This window comes from Chloroflexota bacterium, assembly GCA_035652535.1.
Lineage (GTDB): Bacteria > Chloroflexota > UBA6077 > UBA6077 > SHYK01 > DASRDP01.
This window is the reverse complement of the sequence record DASRDP010000086.1, coordinates 1-16,340: the sequence shown is the minus strand read 5'-3', so window position 1 is coordinate 16,340 and position 16,340 is coordinate 1. Positions and strand designations below refer to the sequence as shown.

Here is a 16,340-nt window from a genome sequence, read left to right as displayed (position 1 = left end):
TCTACAGGCCGAGGACGCGGAAGGCTCGGACCGCCAGCTCGGTGTGATCGTCCCATAGCCCGACTGGCCCCGCTGGGCCAGCGCCCGCATCGTGAATATCCGCAACCACGACGCCGTCGACCAGGACGTGAAGGTCAGGTCCGTCGAGTTCGATCCGGTAGAGGTGCCAGCCGTCACCGGGGTCGAGAGGCAGGTTCGCGAGGAGCTGGGGGCTATTCGACCGGGCCGATAGCTGCGGGTTGTGCGCTCGGACAGAGAGCGTTGGCGGGCTATCGGCGCTACACATGTGCAGACCAATTTGGTACGCGCCGCCGGCCACCACGCCGAAGCTTCCGCACTGAGGACGACGCATGACCTGGACCTCCGCTTCGATGGCGTAGTTGGCGAGGCTAGGCGGCGGCGCGTAGGGAGCGGCGACCCAGTGGAGATTCCACAACCCACCCAGCCAGTTGGCGTCGCCGAAGTCGGACCCGTCGTTTTGGAGAAGCGCACCGGTGGACGACCAGCCCGCAGTGGCTGGCCAACCATTCAGCCCCGCCGTCCAATCGGCCTGGTAAATGATCGCCGCGTTTCCCTCGTCGACGAGGTCAGGCACCGTCGCACTCGAGGGTTCATCAGGGTTCACTCGGACCCCGGCGCTCGGCGGGCGGTTGTCGGTTATCGACGAGGCACCTCTGGGGCTCGACGCTGGCATCGAGGCCGGAGCGCGGCCCACGCCGAGATTCCAGAGGATCCCGGCGATGATCGCGACACCGAGCAGCGCACCGCCAGCCTTCAGCAGCATCGGCCCGAGACGCGATGCATTCCCGTGACCGACGAGATCCGTGTCAATCCGGCGAGGCAGCTCTGCGCGTTCGGCGCCTTCGTGCGACCGCGGTTCGATCGAACCTGTGCGCGTCGCATCCGATTCCACGCCCGCTGTCGGACGACGGTCGTGGGTCTCGGCGCCCACCTGCGAGCCAGGGACGGCCGCGAATTCTGGCGCGACGCGGCTTTCCGCCGGCCTCGGTTCGGGGTCAGACGGCGCCGCGGCTGGCGACCCCACGGGTTCACCGACTGCGATCGGCGAGCCAGACGCGCGCGGATCCGAAATCAGCAAAAATTCGTCCGTGTCGTCAGGATCAGACTGTCCGCCGAAATCGACCAACGTTTGATCGTCATCCACTTGTTCTTCCGGATGCAGATCGTGTTCTGGATTCTCAGGCATAAATGCGCCTCGCTCTGCCCGCCAAGATGCTGTTCCTCGTCACGATGAGCACCGAGTTTATCGGAAACGGGCTACAGGGTAGCGCCTATTCGCGAGCGTCCGCCACAACCGTTCGACTCGCGATAAAAGCGACACCAAAACGCGACTGTGGTGGCCCGGGGCGGCCCTGACGTTCGATGCTCCCGGACGGCGCGTGGGCTCTGATTTGCGCCGTTTGCTCGTTTCCGGGGGATTCTGCGCTAAGCTACGTCAGACCGGTCGTGCTCGCCGTCGGTCGTTTCACGGCGGTGTTCAGCGTCCGCGGAGGTTCGGAATGAGCGTCCCACAGCGCGCCGCGTTCGTCGGAACTGTCGTCATCGCGCTCCTGACAAGCTGCGCTCCGAGCCGTCCGGCGGCGCAGGCGCAGCCAACAGCGGCAGTCGCCGCGTCACCGAGGGCTGGGCACAACCGGGTCGTCGCTTCGATCATGGGTGAGCCAACGAGCATGGTCGCACGTACGAACACCACCCAGATCTCGCCGCCCGGCGCGGCCGTGCTGGAACAGCTCGCCAACTCGTCGTTGACCGAGATCAATGGCACGGGGGGCCTGCAACCGGTCCTCGCGGAGGCGGTACCCACCACCGACAACGGGCTCTGGAAACAGTTTCCCGATGGCCGGATGGAGACATCCTGGAAGATTCGCCCAAACGTCGTGTGGCAGGACGGGACGCCCTTGACCGCGGACGACTTCGTCTTCACCACGAAAGTGGATCAGGACAACACTCTGCCCATCGTGCGGCCGGCGGGCTATGCGTTCATCGAGCAGGTGACCGCCCCTGATCCGCAGACGGTGACCGTCACCTGGAAAAGGCCGTACATCGACGCCGATACGCTTTTCACCGAAGGTTTTGCGTCTCCCCTGCCCAAGCACCTGCTGGAGGATACGTTCACCAATGACAAGGAGCGTCTGCTGGCGCTCCCGTATTGGAGCCAGGAGTACGTTGGAACGGGCCCCTTCAAGGTGCGCGATTTCCAGTCGGGTAGCTCCATCGTGCTCGATGCGTTTGATCGCTACGTCCTGGGGCGGCCACTGATCGACGAGATGGAGATTCGCTTCATTCTCGACCTGAACACCCTGATGACCAATGTGCTGAGCGGCGCGATCGAGCTCACGCTCGGCCGCGGGTTCACGGTCGATCAGGCAATGCGCCTGCGCGACCAATGGAAGGATGGGCGGCTCGACTACGTGCTCCGCGCGTGGATCGTCGCGCACCCGCAGTTCATGAATCCGAACCCCGCGGTCGTCGACGACATCAAGTTCCGACAGGCGCTGATGTTCGGCACTGACCGGCAGCAATTGGTCGATACGATGCAGGGTGGCCTCAGCGAAATCGCCCATCTCTACCTTCCGCCCTCAGAGCCGGAGTACGCGGCGGTTGCCGACCGCGTCGTCCGTTACGAGTACGACCCGCAGCGCGCGACGCAGCTCATTCAGGATCTCGGATACACCAAGGGGGCGGATGGGATCTTCCGCGACAGGACGGGCGAGCGACTGGCCGTGGAGCTGCGATCGAACGGCGAGCGGATCACGGAAAACACCATCATTCCCCTTGCGGACATGTGGACGCGGCTCGGCGTGGCCACTGAGCCGATCCAAGTCCCACCGCAGAGGATCTCCGACCGAGAATATATGGCTACGTTTCCCGGCTTCCGCCTGATGCGGCAACCGAATGCCGCGAGTCAAGTATCGCGACTGCACAGCTCGCTGACGCCACTGCCGGAGAACCAATTTGTTGGCAGTAACTATGCGCGATACGTGGATCCGGCTTTCGATGCGCTGATCGACAGGTTCCTCACGACCATCCCTCGGCCCGAGCGCATTCAGGTTCTTGGCGACATCATGCGCGACATCTCGGTGAACTTGAACCTCATGGGAATGTTCTACGACGCGGATTTCACGTTCATCGGCAATCGACTCGATCACATCGGCGCGAGAGAAACCACGGCGTGGGACGTTCATAAATGGGAGGTCAAAGGCTAGGCGGACCGGTGCACGGTCGAAGCCGTAACGGGCCGGACCGGTCCGCTACGGCTTCCAGTCCCACCGGTAGATGTAGTCGAGGGGGGTGACCGTCGGGTGGCCCGCCCGGGGGACGACGCCGGTGAGATCCCCAGACCAGGCGATTACGGTCGGGGTCAAATAGTGCGTGATCCCGGGTAGCTGATCGAAGTATGTCTGGCCCATTCGGAGAATGATCTCGGCGCGCTCGCTCGGCTCCAGGGTCACGTCGAAGGTCGCCTTGAGCCGGTCATAATCAGGATTTTCCCATCCTCCATAATTCTGTCCCGTCCAGCGCTTCTCCGGCCGCGGGATCTCGTCGCTGGTCAACCTGGTGAGCGTCGTGCCGCTGCCAGTGAAGAGCGCCGGAAAAAGTGCTCGGGCCCCCGGCGTCAGAAGCTCCGCCTGGGTGTAGGCGCGGGAGAAGGCGTCGATGCCCGCGCGATGGAGGCTATCTACGAAGATCGCGTTCTCTCGCGCGTTGCTCGCTTGTTGAATGAATCCGAACTCGAACCGAAACGGGCTGCCATCCGGAGCCCGGAACAAACCGTTGGACCCCCGCGATAGGCCCGCGGTTTCCAGCAATTGCTGGGCCCGCTGTGGGTCATATCCGTAAGTCGGGATGGCCTTCTCCAACGCGGGCTGGAACGCCAGAGCAGTCGGCTCGACCGCCGACAGCGGGACGGGAACGATCTTTCCTTTTCCGAACGTGATCGCGTCCAGCGCCGAGGCGTTGTCGATGCTGTAGGCGATAGCCTTGCGAACTCGGGGGTCTCCGAGGAGGGCCGGATCCTGGTAGCCGGACCGAAATTGGAAGCTGGTGAACCGGGCGATCGTGGGCGCGTCGTCGACTGCCGGTCCTCGCGCTTGTCCGCCCGCCAGCTCTTCGATCGCTCGGGCGTCGTCGGGGCCGATAATGAAATCGGTGATAAAGTGGCCTTCACCAGACTGAAGCCAGGCGATTGCCGTGTTGGGGTCCTGGATGAAGGAAAGTCGCATCCTCTCGATCTTTGGTCGGCCAAGCACATACCCGTCAAAGGCGGACGCCTCGATCGACGATCCGGCCTCCAGGTGGTCCACCTTGTACGGGCCCAGCCCGACGTACTCGCTGACCCAGAACGGCAAGCCCGCGAACTGGACGGGATCCATCTCCTCGAAGCTCTGACCCAGGATCGTTCTCGGGAGGGGCGGGAACCCGGCCGGTCCAAGGATCGCCGCGTCGGGATAGGGTTGATTCCACGCGATGACCAGTGTTCGGGGATCGAGGGCGCGTACGTCTTCCATATAGCTGATCGGGGCACCACTCGTTCCGAAATCCGGTGTGCTGTACACGCGCCAAGAGAAGACGAAATCGTTGGCGGTGAGGGGATCACCGTTCTGCCACGTGAGATTTGGCTTCAGCCGATAGGTCGTCTCCATACGACCATCGGGAAACACGCGCCAGCTGTCCGTCGCGAGCTGCGGCAACTGCTCGGCCAGCAGAGGAACGGGCTCCCCCTGCTCATCGTAGCGGTCGAGGCTGGCGTTAAACGGAATGACAACGCTTCCTGCGGATCCGCTCCTCCCCTGGAGAGGCTTTCCCGCCAGACTCGTGACCTCTCGACCGATGATCACCACCGTCCGATTGGGTTTGGGCGACGTCGGCTGCGCTCCAAGGTCCCGCGTCTCCCGCGGGCTGGAGCAAGCCGCAATGACGGCGAGAAGAGCCAACGGTACGGAGCCGGAGATTCGATTGCCCACGGCGGCCCTCTTCTTCTTCTATTTGTAGCGGGTCCGGTTCCATCCTATACTGGTCGCACGGTGTAGTTCCATCCCAGACGGAAAGGAGCGCGCGATGTCATACGCCTTGGGGGACTTCAAAGGTGTTTGCGGGATGACGCCCGCCTTTTCCACTCCCGACGCGGGCAGCCTCACGGCGACCAACACGATCGCTGTCGACAATCTGCAGGCGGGGATCGATCGCATCATCAAAGATGGCATTGGATCGCTGACGACGACGGGCAGCTTCGGGCAATGCTACAACCTGTTCTGGGACGAATTTCAAACACTGGTGCGGGCAGCCATCGAAGCGGTGAATAAGCGCGTTCCGCTCATGCTGGGCGTTACGTCGGCGAACCCGCGTGAAACCTATCAGAAGATCAAGTTCGTGCGCGAGGCAGGTGGCGAAGGCGTGCTCATGGGCCTCCCATACTACGATGGGATGTCCGTACCCAAGATTATTGATTTCTACAAACAGATGTGTGAGCTGTTCCCCGATATCTCCTTCATGATTTACCACAACCCGCCGAACCACAAAGCCCACATTCCGGTGCGCGCCTTCCCTGAGCTGATAAAGAACCCGAATATCGTGTGCATGAAGGATAGTCATCGCACGCCAGCCGAGTTTCTCGCGCTCCACGACGTCATTGATGGCCACATCGCGCACATGGTGAACCAGGGGCAAATGTACCCGTACGTCATGATGGGCGCGGCGGGCTGCTGGTCGATCGACGCTTGGCGCGGTCCGTGGCCGATCATCCGGCTCTATCAGGCGTGCGTCGAGGGCGACACGGAGACCGCGCGGCGCATCTCGCGCGAGCTGCGTGGCGAAGGCGGCGAGGATCGCGTGCCGGCGATGCTGCCCGACGTTCAGGGGCAAGACGTGCAGGCGCTCACCGGCTACATCCAGCCGGGGCCGTATCGACCGCCCCACTCCCTTGGTCCACAGGATCCGACCGGGGAGCGCGCGCGGAAAACGGCTGAGCGATGGAACCAGCTCTGCGAGAAGTATCGACCAGAGGTTGAGGCGCGACGAGCGGCGCTCGTGTAGTTATCGGCGGATCTCGGCAAGGCGAGCCGCGAGGTCCGGGGGAAGATCATGGCGCAGTAGGTCGGCGGCGGTTTTGTATGGCGAGTCCGCGCGGACGGAGCAGATGGGCGTGTTACCCAGGGCGCTGCCGATCCAGCTGAATTTGCGGGCGTCGAACTGCACGCCGTCCGCCGCCGTGATCTGATTGAGCACCTGCTGTTCGTTGAAGGTCCCAATGGTCAGCCCATCTGGCTTGGCTGCGTTGTAGAGAAAGTTCGCAGCGACAAGGCTTCCGGCGCCGTCCATGTTCTGGACGACGACAGTTGGGCTCCCGGCCAAATGGTCGGGGAGGTGCCGAGCCAGGAGCCTCGCAACCTGGTCGAATCCACCGCCGGGCCCGTATCCAACGATGATCGTGAGCGTCTTTCCAGCGTAGAAATCGGAAGGGGACAGGGCGGATACTTCCGGGGCCGGCGCCGCGCCCATGGATCCGCTGCGCGGGCTGCAGGCGACGGCGGCGCACAGGAGGACCATGAACGCCAAGGGGGACGACGCGATCGATCGTATGATTGGCTGCATCCAGCCCACCTCCGATGAGCCGAAGGATGCTCGACGGTTGAGACCCTGTTGTCGAGCCCTACGTTCGGATGTCCCACTCATAGGCGTTCCAGGCTTGCGGGGAGCGAACATTTCCATGCGGCGGCCCCATGTTGGCGACCTTGTTCGCGATGAGATAGGGGTCCGCTTCATAGATGATCCCGAGTACGAGGAGCTGGTCCGTCATCATGTGAACGATCTGTCCGAGCACCGCGGTCCGCTCGTCATTCGGGCTCGTTGAAAAGAAACGGTCGAGGAGCCCGTCCCATTCGGCGTTCTTGTAGTTCATGTAGTTGCTGCCCACGTAGTTGTTCTCCGGCAGCCGCATCTGTGAGCTGTGAAAGATGACGAGGCGCGTGGGATCGGTCGGGTTGCGAATCACCTCGAAGCCCGGAAAGGTTGCTCGGATCTGCGGCGTTTGGGCCTGCGCGCGGTTCAGCACGAGGGTGGAAGTCTCGACACCGGCGCGCTGCCAGTAGTCGGCCACCGGGTACAGCGTCTTCATGTGGAAGTCGAATCCGTCGTTCGTGCGCGCTTCAACGCTGAGCCGCTGGCCCGCGGGGTCGTGGAAGAAGTTCTCGACGGTGGGAACCGATTCGGCTAAATATGGCCGGACCGTGCCACTCGGATCGACCATTCCGAGTCGCGAGTTGACCAACTCCTCCAGCTCCTCCGCGCCTGGCGCCTGGCCCGTCCCGCCCGAAACCGTCACCTTCATGATGGGAGACACGGGCGTGCCGCGAATTCCCACGACGATCCGCTTCACCCCCGACGCCTGAGGAGGCGCATTACCAACGCCGGTGGGCCCGCTTATCGGCTGAGTCGCCGGCGCAACGCAGCTCAGCAAGAGCGTCGCGATCAGCGGAAGCACGATGAGCCCGGGCCGACCTGTCCTCGCGAACGCAGAGGCGGGTCCGACCGAGGGATGTCTGAGCGACGGCGCGACCGCGGCGTCGCGATTCCGACGCGCAAAGACGTCCAATACCATGGTCGCCTCCTCAACCACGGGTTCGTTGATCACGAGCCATTCCATCGCTGACACAAGCGCCTGTCGACGTCCATCATCGTCGCTTGGGGAGTCCTCGTCACCGAAGCGAAGCGGGCTCAGCCCCACATGCGCTCGGCAACCCGCGTCACCAGGCGCAATTTCCGCTTTTGGTCGTCGATGGTGAGGGCGTTCCCGATCACGGACGTCCCAAACCCGCACTGCGGACTCAACGCGAGACGCTCCAGCGGGACGAAGCGGCTCGCGTCGCGAATCCGTTCAGCCAGGTGCTCGACGCGTTCGAGGGTCGGGCGCTTGGTCGTCACGAGACCCAGCACCACCATCTTGTCTTCCGGGATGAACCGGAGCGGATCGAAAGTGCCCGAGCGCGGGTCGTCGTACTCGAGGAGAAGTCGATGAGCGTGGGTGTGTCGAAAGATTGGCTCCGCGATCAGGTCGTAGCCGCCTTCAGCCAGCCATCGGCTCCCCTGATTGCCGCGACAGACGTGCAGTCCGAACGTGATTGATGGATGACCGCCCATGACGGCGTTATCCATCTCGATGCCCTGTCCGAGCCAGCGGTCGAGACTCCAGCCCTGCTGTTCGTAGAAGGCGCGCGTCGTGGGATCCAGGAGTAACGGGTAGTGAGGCGCATCGATCTGGATGTACGTGGCGCCGAGCCGGACGAGCTCGCTCACCTCTTCGCGGAGAAGGTCGACGACGTCGGCCAGGAAGGAATCGAGCGTCGGGTATGCTTCTCGGGAGCGCTCGGCAGACCAAAAGTTGGCCCAAAGGCTCGGGCTTGGAAGTGTGACTTTGGCAATGCGCCGCGTGCGGGCACGAAGGTAGGTGAACTCCTCCGCCGAGAGGTGACGCTTCCGCCGAAGGGTACCGATCACGCCGAGGTCCGGGGGCCGTGCGCGCCGGAGATCGCCGACCGCGGCGTCGCCGTGCCACTCCCCCCAGAGAAAGGCGTCCAGGTCCCAGGCGCCGAAACCCTCAACCGCTTCGGGGAGTTGGCTCTGAAAGGACAGACGGCGCATCTCGCCGTCGGTGACGATCGGCAGGCCAGCGTCTTCTTGTAGGGCGATGGCTTCGTCCACCGCGCGGTCTTCGGCCGCCTTGAACTCGGCGGCAGAGATCCGCCCGGCCGCGTAATCGGCGCGGGCTTGCAGGAGCGTGGCGGGTCGCAGCAGGCTGCCAACGACGTCAGTATGGCTCGTGATCATGGCGGGCGACGTCGCATCGTTCCCCTGGATTCGAATCTGGGTTCCCGCCCCGGTCGCTCCCTCCAGCGGTAGTCCGCGGCTCCGTGGCGCCGACCTTGGCCCGAGTATATCGTGCGTCCCGACAGCCGGCCGCGTTTTGACCTTCGAGGTCTCGATGGGTATCGTGGTAAAGGAAACCATGGAGGTGCAGCCATGATCCAAACGGCGCTCAAAGTCACCGGCATCGACCACGTCGTGCTTTACGTCAGCGACCTTACCCGATCGAAGCGTTTCTACATGGATCTCCTGGGAATGGAGATTGCCCATGAGACGGAACACCAGTGTTTCCTTCATTGCGGGGGCGGGCAGCAGGTCGCGTTGTTCGAGGCGAAAGCGTACGGGGCGACCGTAGGCGCCAACACCGAGATGAACCACATGGCGATGCGGCTCGCCTCGGGCGAGTACCGGGAGGTGAAGGCTCGGCTCGAGGCCGAAGGGCTCACGGTCACCGGCCGCCGGGCCGATCCCAACTGCCTCTATTTCAGCGACCCGGATGGCCACAGGCTCCAGGTCCTCACCCCGGCCGAGCAGGAGCAGCAACACTGAGGGGACGGGCGGCACCGGTACCGTTCCGGAGAAGGCCCCGCGCCCGATGAGCGCAAGGCCGTTTGAGGCGCCAGACCCGTTCGTGTTTCGGGCGATCTGGGGAATTCCCGCGTCCGGAGCGGAGGGGTTCAATCTTCTGGTCGCGAGGCAGATGCTTTGGCTGCACCGGGCCGCGCCTGCCATTCGATCGCTGCTCTTCACGGAACGAGACCAGCCGATCTGCCCCTCATGTGGCGAAGTCGTTGAGCCGGGAGCGCCCTCGGTCATCTGCGTCGCGCTGTTGGCGGATCGGGCGCTGCAGGACCAGCTTCGGCGCGATGTCGCGGCCTTCGCCATCAGGGAGCCGGACGCCCTCGAGGCCTGGTGGCTCATGCACGGCGACTGTCGAGACCACTTGACGCGCGGAGAGGTGCGGGTCTGGAATCAGCGGCTGGAGCTGGCGCTCCGGGCATGCACGCGGTCCAACTAGGGGGCGTCGTCGCGCGAAGGCCGCCGCGGGGCCGACCGCCTTCGATGGTTGCGGGCAGCCGTCCGCCCTGAAGGGCGGGCCCGGGACGGCGTGTTGGCAGCCGCCCTGAAGGGCGGACCCGGGACGGCGTGTTGGCAGCCGCCCTGAAGGGCGGGTGCGGAGGTGGCGTGTTGGCAGCCGCCCTGGGGAGCGAGTCCTACACGGTAAGCCGCGACGCGGTGGATGCCAATCGTTCGCCGGTCGTCGGCATCGGACGGGCCCACGAGAGGCGATGCAGGGTCAGAAAGGCGACCATGAGGCCCGTGGTCCCGTAGAGCGCCCGAACCCACCACTCGCCCCCGTCGGTTCCGGACAGAATGCCGTGGAGCAGGGCGAGGAGATAGGCGCCGAAGGACGAGTAGTGGATCATCCGCCAGGCTCGCTGGCCGATGAGCGGTCGCACCTGGAAGCTCGCCGTGAGGACGACGAGTACGTACAGGGCAATCACACCGAGGCCCGTCCAGACGGGGCGGTACGGCGAGGCGAACGGCACCAGCAGCTGTTCAACCGTGAAGCCAATGTAATGATCCGCGAGCAGTGATCCGACGTGAAGCGCCAGCATGCCCAACCCGAACACCGCGGTGAACTGGTGGAGATCGAATGTCTGCCATCGCGCGATGAGGCGGTCGAGCGCGCGAGAATGGAGCCCGAGCCCCAGCGCCACCGTGACGAAGAGGAGCAGATAGGCGCTGAGGCCGGCGGCTCGGGCGAGGTACCAGAACACGTGGGTCGGCTCGGACCCAGCAGGCGGCGTGGCGGGCGCGAACTGTCTGGGAGGGAGCGGAGTCGGCTGGGCCCGGAATCGGACGCCGCGGCGCTCCTCGCGATCGTCTCGCTCCCTCATCCGTGGGGTGGCTCCGTTGTCGGTCGCCTCTGGGATGGGTCCCGGGCGTTGATCGACGGCCACGACCGCGGCGGCGCGCGCTCGAGGCGGCCCGAGCGCGACGACCGCCAGCATAACCAGGATGGCAACCGCGGGCCTACGCGGCACCGACCACCTCGGCCAAGCCGGATGAGGGCAGAATCCCCGCGTGTTCGATCACCAGCATCCCCTCCACGTCCGTCTCCCGTTCCAGGAAGGCAAGCCCTTCGGCCGGCCCGAGCAAGAGCGCAACCTTGGCGCACACTTCTGCGAGGGTCGCCGAGTTAGCGAGGACGGTCGCGGCCACCACGCTGGTCTCCGCCGGCAAGCCCGTGCGTGGGTCGATCAGGTGGTGCTGCGGCTGCCCGTCCATTTGCCAGCGGCGACGCATTGTGCTGGACGTCGCGACCGCCCGATTGGAGATGGCAAGGGTCAAAAGGTCCCGGTCGTGCGCGAAGGGATCTTGGACGCCAACCGTCCACGGGGACCCGTCGGCCTGCGTTCCACCGAGGCGCATGTCGCCGCCGGCGTCGACGGCGAAGCCATCGAAGGACGAGAGGATTTCTGCGGCCCGATCGATGGTCCAACCCTTGCCGATGCCGCCCAGGTCGAGTCCGCAGCCACGAGGCAGAGTTATGGTGCCGCGCGACGGATCGAGCCGCACGTCCTGCCACGCGCGTCGCCGGTTGAAGGCGGGCATCGGCGAGCGCGTTGCGGGCGTTTGGGCAGGTATCAGCTCAAAGGATCGATCGTAGCCGGCCCGAATCAATGCTCCCAGGATGGTCGGATCGAACAGCCCATCCGTCGATCGCGCGGCCCCGACGGCGGCTTCGACGACAGAGAACAGCACGGCCGAAGCGCTGAAGGACGTCTCCGGTGACTCGTTCAACCGTGCCAGCTCACTGTCGGGCCGAAATCGAGTCAAACGCGCCTCGACCTCTCGAAAGAGGGACTCGACGCCTTCGAGGGCCTGGCGGGCGGCTGCTGCTCTGCGCCGGTCCGCCACCACGATCGCCGTGACGTCGGTACTCATAGCGAAAAAGGTTCGTGCGAATTCTCGCACCTTGGCTCCGATCCTAGGAGGCGCGCGTTCTGAGGCGCGGCGGGCTGGCCGATTGGGACTGGGCCGGCGGTATCGCGAGCCGACCACCGACGGGCGCCGCGGCGCTGGACCTCGCCGGCGCGACGACGGGCTGCGTTGCGCTCGCACCGGTCGATGGCTGCAGATGGGCGACGGCGATGAGGAAACCGGTCGTCGTGAGCGCGGTGGCGGTGGCCACAATCCACCGAGCGCGGGTCCTCCCGTTCTTTGGTCTCGCCATCGGTCACTCCGTGTCTGGGTCGGTTCCACGCCCGCGGCGCGGCTACGATGAATCGTACCGAGCGCCTATTGAGCATCTGTTAGAAGACAATCAACAAATCACGCAATGGGTGCTCGCGCGTTGACCGTGACGAACGGTCGAGCCTATGATCAGCTCCTGAACCAGACAACGCGGGCCAACCCGGACAATTTGGCGCTTCAGCCCATGCAGGTCACGTTGAGTCGCTCCGATCTGGTGACCTTCGCGTGAGAAGCTCCCGCGAGTGGGTGTGGTGGCGGGATGGATCGGTGGGGAGGGACGCATGCTGTCGAAGGAAGAGAACGAGCTGATCACCAGCGTCGCACCCGGTACCCCCGGTGGCGACCTGTTTCGTCGATTCTGGCACCCCGTGGGCCTGCTGCTGGACGTGTCGGCCGAATCGCCCACGAAGTTCGTGCGCATACTCGGGGAAGACCTCGTGCTCTTCCGGGATCGGAGCGGCAGGGTCGGCCTCATTGCCGACCACTGCTCGCATCGAGGAGCCTCGCTGCTGTACGGGCGTGTGGAGGAGCGAGGCATCGCCTGCGCGTATCATGGCTGGCTCTACGACGCGCAGGGAAACTGCCTCGAGACGCCGGCGGAGCCGGCGGACAGCAAGTTCCATCTGACGGTGAAGCATCGCGCATACCCGGTCCGGGAGCGCTACGGACTCTACTGGACGTACATGGGCCCCGAGCCCGCGCCTGCCATGCCACGCATCGACATCCTCGAGGACTATCGCGTCTGGGCAGTGGGCGTCGTGCCCCAGCAAGACTGCAACTGGCTGCAAATCATGGAGAACAATATCGACCAGGCCCACGTCTTTATCCTGCATCAGGACACGTCGGGACGCGCCGAGCCCGTGGAGAGCACGACGCGTGGTCTCATCGACAAGCTCGAGATGATCGACTACCGGGAGGAGCCGCTCGGCATCATCCGCAAGCAGGTATTGAAGAACGGGTACGTCGAAACGGATCTCTACATGTTCCCGAACATGCAGCGGGTGCTGAATCACATCTCCATTAAGGTGCCCATCGACACGACCCATACGAGGAACTTCCGCATCTTCGCGGACGTCGCAGGTGGCTCAGTCGCGGACAATGGGGCGTCAAGCGAGCCGATCCAGTACTTTCTCGAATCGATGGACGACGCGAAGAGCCCGCCCGACGCCGTGTACCCATCCGCGCATTATCGGATGGACCAGCTTCGCTTCCAGGATTTCATGGTGATGGAGACGCAGGGTCCCATCAGCGCCCGCGAGAACGAGCACCTGGCGACGACCGATCGTGGTGTCGCCCTACTGCGCACGATCCTCAAGCGGGAGATCCTCAGCCTCCACGAGGGAGCGGATCCCAAGGGGGTGGTCCGGGACCCGGACTTTGTTATCCGAACCCATACGGAGACGCTGCACGATGATCGGCGCTCCCGCTGGGTCCGGCCCTCCGGCGTCCGCATCCATGCAGAGCCGCAGTCCGACGGGGTGCGATAGCAGACGGGCGGGCTCGCCTACTCCACGTACTCCCGGAACTGTCGCATGAAGGGGACCGTCGTCCGCAGCTTGCGAATCGCCTCGGATTCGATCTGGCGCGCACGCTCACGGCTGATGTCCAGCTCTTCCCCGACCTCGCCGAGGGTGCGCACCTGGCCATCCTCGAGACCAAACCGCATCCGGAGGACCTGGGCCTCACGGGGGGTCAGGTGGCGCCGGAGCGCCTCGTCGAGCATGTCCGAGAGCACTTCCTCTTCGGCCACTTCGGCCGGGGCGCGCGCGGCCGCGTCGGCGATGAGATCGGCGAGGGTCGATTCCTCCTCCTCGCCGACTGGCGTCTCGAGGGAGATCGGAACCTTGGCGGCCCGGAACGCCTCGCGCACCTTCTCGGGTTCGAGGCCCAGGCGATCGCCGATCTCGACGGGCGTCGGCTCGCGCCCGTACTCCTGATGCAGCTCGCGGGCCGTGTTGTAGAGGCGCGTGAGCTGCTCGATGATGTGCACGGGGAGGCGAATCGTGCGCGCCTGGTCGGCCACCGCCCGGCTGATCGCCTGGCGAATCCACCAGTATGCGTACGTCGAAAAGCGGAAACCGCGCCGCCAGTCGTACTTTTCCACGCCTCGCTGGAGGCCGATATTGCCCTCCTGGATCAGGTCCAGGAAGAGGAGCCCGCGCCCCATGTACTTCCGAGCGACGGAAACGACAAGACGGAGGTTTGACTCAACGAGGCGCTTGCGGGCAGCCTCACCAATGCGAATGGTCTCTTCGAGCGCCTCTCGCTCGTCCGGGGCGACCGAGCCCTCGGCGAGGCGTGCCTTTGCTTCCTCCCCCGCCTCGCGCTGCTTCGCCAGCTCGACCTCTTCCTCGGCGGTGAGGAGGGGGCGCTGGCTGATCTCGCGCAGGTACAGCGCGGCCGGACTATCCGGCGCCAGCTCTTCGGCGGGAGTGGGCGTTGGCGAGACGGCGAATGCACCCGGCCCCTCGTCGGAGAGAATCTCGATGTCCTCCCAGGGGTCGCGAGTGCCATCAACAAGCTCTATTCCAGATTCTCGTACCAGTTTGGTTGCCTCATCCAAATCGATTGGCGAGCCGCTTGCGCGATTAATCGACTCTTCCAAGGTCATCAATCCGCGCCGCTTTGCTCGTCTTGCGAACTCCGCGTGGTCGCGAGCGTTCTCATTGCGCTTTCTCTGGCGTGCAGAAAAGTACGAAAACGACCCGATACCATCATAATGATACCAGGATTCGCGACAAATGGCTTCAATTCGCTCGACACGCGGCGCGCCCCCCTACCATCTCAAGCTCCATCCAACCACCGGCGAGCAACATCAGAGCGCCCATTCCGCGAAGAAGATCTTTCGAAGCCGATCGAGATCGTCTTCGGCCATCGCGGGCCCGGACCCCTTGGACGCGATCGCGACGAGCTGTTCATCGGCCGCTCGCAACCGGGACGCCAACACCCGCGCCAGGTTGGCAACTAGACGGTACGCCGGCAGCGATCCCGTGTCCAGCAGTTCGCGAAACCGGCTGTCCGGGAATCGCAGGAGGCGAACCTGCTCGCTGGCGCGCGCCGTGGCGGAGTGTCTTCCATCGATTAAGAGGCTCGTCTCTCCGATGATGGCGCCCTGGCCAAGGTGCGCCAGGAACCTCTCATCATTCTGAGGTCCTCGGGAAAAGAGGTCAATTCCTCCAGAGATCAGCACATAAAACGCGTCGGCGGCTTCGTCTTCAGAGAAGAGCGCTTCCCCCGCCCCCAGCTCGATGGAGTCAGCCATCGCCAGGAGCTGCGACAACTCCTGCGGCGGGATTCCTGCGAAGACGGGTATCGCGCTGATGACTCGACCGTCGACCTCGGATCGCATCTCCCTATACTCCCTGCAAAACGGCCGCGCGTCCAACGCGGCCGATCGCGATGATATAGCTGGCCGTGCGCAGATCAAGGTGACGGTCCGATGCAAGGGCGGCAACAGCGCGGTATGCCCCGCGCATCGTTTCGCTCAGGTGCTCATAGACCTGCTCGATCGTCCACTTCACGTGCTGCAGGTTCTGCACCCATTCGAGATATGAAACGGAAACGCCGCCCGCGTTAGCGAGGATGTCCGGCACGACGAGAATCCCACGGTCGGCGAAGACGCGATCGGCGTCTGGCATCGTTGGGCCGTTCGCCGCCTCAACGACCATCGAAGCCCGCACAGTCCGCGCCGCCGCCTCGTCGAACACGTCGCCGAGGGCCGCGGGGATGAGCACGTCGCACTCCGACGCGAGCAGCTCCGCGTTGGTGATGCGATCCGCGCCCGCAAATTCGGTAAACGACTTGCGCTGGCGCGCGTGCGCCAGGAGCTTCGGCACGTCGAGTCCCTCCGGGTCCAAAAGTCCGCCCGAGATATCGCTCGCCGCGATAACCCTGCCTCCGCGCTCGTGCAGGGCGCGCGCGGTGTTCGATCCGACGTTCCCAAACCCTTGAACGGCAAAGGTGCAGTCCGCGATGGTCCGACCGGACGCCTTGAGCGCTTCGTCGATCACGTGGACCACACCCAGGCCGGTCGCCTCTTCACGGCCGGCTGAGCCGTGTAGCTCAACGGGTTTGCCGGTGACGACGGCGGGATTGAATCCGTGGATCTTGGCATATTCGCTCATGATCCACGCCATCACTTCAGCGTTCGTGTTCACGTCGGGAGCGGGGATATCGAGCTGCGGCCCGATGACGTCGTG

Annotated in this window: 17 protein-coding genes; 6 read left to right on the top strand and 11 right to left on the bottom strand. The window is 64.5% G+C overall.

All coding sequences use genetic code 11. The features are described 5' to 3' along the window. Position 1: 1 nt before the first annotated feature. Positions 2 to 595: a family 16 glycoside hydrolase gene (locus tag VFC51_10015; GenBank protein HZT07355.1), complete on the bottom strand. Its 594-nt coding sequence runs from the start codon at positions 593 to 595 to the stop codon at positions 2 to 4. Positions 596 to 1,520: 925 nt separating this feature from the next. Between VFC51_10015 and VFC51_10010 the strand changes: the two genes are divergently transcribed. After that, positions 1,521 to 3,227 carry an ABC transporter substrate-binding protein gene (locus VFC51_10010; protein HZT07354.1) on the top strand — a complete coding sequence of 569 codons (1,707 nt, stop codon included), beginning with the start codon at positions 1,521 to 1,523 and terminating at the stop codon, positions 3,225 to 3,227. Positions 3,228 to 3,272: 45 nt separating this feature from the next. On the opposite strand, the gene VFC51_10005 is transcribed toward VFC51_10010, so the two are convergent. After that, positions 3,273 to 4,985 (bottom strand): ABC transporter substrate-binding protein, encoded by a 1,713-nt coding sequence (locus VFC51_10005; GenBank protein HZT07353.1) that lies wholly within the window; start codon positions 4,983 to 4,985, stop codon positions 3,273 to 3,275. 94 nt (positions 4,986 to 5,079) lie between these two features. Here VFC51_10005 and VFC51_10000 point away from each other — a divergent pair, with 94 nt between their 5' ends. Continuing rightward, entirely contained in the window at positions 5,080 to 6,054 is a 975-nt protein-coding gene (locus VFC51_10000) for a dihydrodipicolinate synthase family protein (GenBank protein HZT07352.1), read from the top strand. Here the strand turns inward: VFC51_10000 and VFC51_09995 are convergent, their stop codons facing one another. The 3 genes from VFC51_09995 to VFC51_09985 form a co-directional block, all read right to left on the bottom strand. Continuing rightward, positions 6,055 to 6,612, bottom strand: a complete 558-nt coding sequence (locus VFC51_09995) for a tripartite tricarboxylate transporter substrate-binding protein (GenBank protein ID HZT07351.1) — start codon at positions 6,610 to 6,612, stop codon at positions 6,055 to 6,057. 58 nt (positions 6,613 to 6,670) lie between these two features. After that, the gene (locus tag VFC51_09990) at positions 6,671 to 7,651 is read right to left on the bottom strand and encodes a hypothetical protein (protein ID HZT07350.1); all 981 of its coding nucleotides are present in this window, start codon (positions 7,649 to 7,651) and stop codon (positions 6,671 to 6,673) included. Between the two features lie 83 nt (positions 7,652 to 7,734). Beyond that, positions 7,735 to 8,844, bottom strand: coding sequence for a cobalamin-independent methionine synthase II family protein (locus VFC51_09985; protein HZT07349.1), 1,110 nt, complete (start codon positions 8,842 to 8,844; stop codon positions 7,735 to 7,737). A gap of 192 nt (positions 8,845 to 9,036) precedes the next feature. On the opposite strand from VFC51_09985, the gene VFC51_09980 reads away from it, so the two are divergent. Both VFC51_09980 and VFC51_09975 read left to right on the top strand, forming a co-directional pair. Continuing rightward, positions 9,037 to 9,429 (top strand): VOC family protein, encoded by a 393-nt coding sequence (locus VFC51_09980; GenBank protein HZT07348.1) that lies wholly within the window; start codon positions 9,037 to 9,039, stop codon positions 9,427 to 9,429. 46 nt (positions 9,430 to 9,475) lie between these two features. After that, a complete protein-coding gene (locus VFC51_09975) occupies positions 9,476 to 9,898 on the top strand; it encodes a hypothetical protein (protein ID HZT07347.1) in 423 nt (140 codons plus the stop codon). 196 nt (positions 9,899 to 10,094) lie between these two features. On the opposite strand, the gene VFC51_09970 is transcribed toward VFC51_09975, so the two are convergent. The 3 genes from VFC51_09970 to VFC51_09960 are packed head-to-tail and all read right to left on the bottom strand — an operon-like array spanning position 10,095 to position 12,121. Next, entirely contained in the window at positions 10,095 to 10,928 is an 834-nt protein-coding gene (locus tag VFC51_09970; protein ID HZT07346.1) for a hypothetical protein, read from the bottom strand. Next, positions 10,918 to 11,862: an FAD:protein FMN transferase gene (locus tag VFC51_09965; GenBank protein ID HZT07345.1), complete on the bottom strand. Its 945-nt coding sequence runs from the start codon at positions 11,860 to 11,862 to the stop codon at positions 10,918 to 10,920. Before VFC51_09965 ends, VFC51_09970 begins: the two co-directional genes overlap by 11 nt. Positions 11,863 to 11,875: 13 nt before the next feature. Then, a complete protein-coding gene (locus VFC51_09960) occupies positions 11,876 to 12,121 on the bottom strand; it encodes a hypothetical protein (protein ID HZT07344.1) in 246 nt (81 codons plus the stop codon). Between the two features lie 126 nt (positions 12,122 to 12,247). On the opposite strand from VFC51_09960, the gene VFC51_09955 reads away from it, so the two are divergent. Then, entirely contained in the window at positions 12,248 to 12,370 is a 123-nt protein-coding gene (locus VFC51_09955; protein HZT07343.1) for a hypothetical protein, read from the top strand. A 52-nt stretch (positions 12,371 to 12,422) separates the two neighbouring features. Next, positions 12,423 to 13,628: a Rieske 2Fe-2S domain-containing protein gene (locus tag VFC51_09950; protein HZT07342.1), complete on the top strand. Its 1,206-nt coding sequence runs from the start codon at positions 12,423 to 12,425 to the stop codon at positions 13,626 to 13,628. Between the two features lie 17 nt (positions 13,629 to 13,645). On the opposite strand, the gene VFC51_09945 is transcribed toward VFC51_09950, so the two are convergent. From VFC51_09945 to VFC51_09935, 3 genes are all read right to left on the bottom strand, one after another. Beyond that, positions 13,646 to 14,752 carry a sigma-70 family RNA polymerase sigma factor gene (locus tag VFC51_09945; protein HZT07341.1) on the bottom strand — a complete coding sequence of 369 codons (1,107 nt, stop codon included), beginning with the start codon at positions 14,750 to 14,752 and terminating at the stop codon, positions 13,646 to 13,648. A 204-nt stretch (positions 14,753 to 14,956) separates the two neighbouring features. Beyond that, positions 14,957 to 15,490 carry a cyclic nucleotide-binding domain-containing protein gene (locus VFC51_09940; GenBank protein ID HZT07340.1) on the bottom strand — a complete coding sequence of 178 codons (534 nt, stop codon included), beginning with the start codon at positions 15,488 to 15,490 and terminating at the stop codon, positions 14,957 to 14,959. A 4-nt stretch (positions 15,491 to 15,494) separates the two neighbouring features. Next, the coding region (locus VFC51_09935) for a Glu/Leu/Phe/Val dehydrogenase dimerization domain-containing protein (protein HZT07339.1) at positions 15,495 to 16,340 on the bottom strand (846 nt) is incomplete at its 5' end.

What these genes read in the sequence shown, in the direction of transcription:
- VFC51_10010 (HZT07354.1), top strand. Translation starts at nt 1,521, where the DNA reads ATGAGCGTCCCACAGCGCGCCGCGTTCGTCGGAACTGTCGTCATCGCG.
- VFC51_10000 (HZT07352.1), top strand. Translation starts at nt 5,080, where the DNA reads ATGTCATACGCCTTGGGGGACTTCAAAGGTGTTTGCGGGATGACGCCC.
- VFC51_09995 (HZT07351.1), bottom strand. Translation starts at nt 6,612, where the DNA reads ATGCAGCCAATCATACGATCGATCGCGTCGTCCCCCTTGGCGTTCATG.
- VFC51_09985 (HZT07349.1), bottom strand. Translation starts at nt 8,844, where the DNA reads ATGATCACGAGCCATACTGACGTCGTTGGCAGCCTGCTGCGACCCGCC.
- VFC51_09980 (HZT07348.1), top strand. Translation starts at nt 9,037, where the DNA reads ATGATCCAAACGGCGCTCAAAGTCACCGGCATCGACCACGTCGTGCTT.
- VFC51_09975 (HZT07347.1), top strand. Translation starts at nt 9,476, where the DNA reads ATGAGCGCAAGGCCGTTTGAGGCGCCAGACCCGTTCGTGTTTCGGGCG.
- VFC51_09960 (HZT07344.1), bottom strand. Translation starts at nt 12,121, where the DNA reads ATGGCGAGACCAAAGAACGGGAGGACCCGCGCTCGGTGGATTGTGGCC.
- VFC51_09950 (HZT07342.1), top strand. Translation starts at nt 12,423, where the DNA reads ATGCTGTCGAAGGAAGAGAACGAGCTGATCACCAGCGTCGCACCCGGT.
- VFC51_09945 (HZT07341.1), bottom strand. Translation starts at nt 14,752, where the DNA reads ATGACCTTGGAAGAGTCGATTAATCGCGCAAGCGGCTCGCCAATCGAT.
- VFC51_09940 (HZT07340.1), bottom strand. Translation starts at nt 15,490, where the DNA reads ATGCGATCCGAGGTCGACGGTCGAGTCATCAGCGCGATACCCGTCTTC.